Origin of the sequence: Streptomyces endophyticus (genome assembly GCF_035798155.1) — a bacterium.
GTDB classification, from domain to species: domain Bacteria; phylum Actinomycetota; class Actinomycetes; order Streptomycetales; family Streptomycetaceae; genus Streptomyces; species Streptomyces endophyticus.
This window is the reverse complement of sequence record NZ_JAOZYC010000078.1, coordinates 1-653: the sequence shown is the minus strand read 5'-3', so window position 1 is coordinate 653 and position 653 is coordinate 1. Positions and strand designations below refer to the sequence as shown.

At 68.3% G+C, this 653-nt stretch carries 1 protein-coding gene; it reads left to right on the top strand.

Going from position 1 to position 653, the window contains the following annotated elements; genetic code table 11:
* A partial coding sequence (locus OKJ99_RS10120) for an NADP-dependent phosphogluconate dehydrogenase (RefSeq protein ID WP_326015537.1) occupies nucleotides 1-653 on the top strand: 653 nt, incomplete at both ends.

Here is a 653-nt window from a genome sequence, read left to right as displayed (position 1 = left end):
GGTGCCGCGACCCAGTCGACCGTCGACGAGCTCGGTGACCTGCTCTCCGAGGGCGACATCGTCGTCGACGGCGGCAATTCGCGCTGGACGGACGACGAGAAGCACGCGGAGGAGCTGGCGGCCAAGGGCATCGGCTTCGTCGACGCGGGTGTCTCCGGTGGCGTGTGGGGCCTGGAGAACGGCTATGCGCTCATGGTCGGCGGTTCCGAGGAGAACGTCGCCACGGTCAAGCCGGTCTTCGACGCCCTCAAGCCCGAGGGCGACTTCGGCTACGTCCACGCGGGCAAGGTCGGCGCGGGCCACTTCTCCAAGATGGTCCACAACGGCATCGAGTACGCCATGATGCAGGCCTACGCCGAGGGCTGGGAGCTCCTGGAGAAGGTCGACTCCGTGGACAACGTCCGTGAGGTCTTCCGCTCCTGGCAGGAGGGCACGGTCATCCGTTCCTGGCTGCTCGACCTCGCCGTCAACGCGCTCGACGAGGACACCCACCTCGACAAGCTGCGCGGCTTTGCCGCCGATTCCGGCGAGGGCCGCTGGACCGTCGAGGCGGCCATCGACAACTCGGTGCCGCTGCCCGCGATCACCGCGTCGCTCTTCGCCCGCTTCTCCTCCCGCCAGGAGGACTCGCCGCAGATGAAGATGATCGCGGC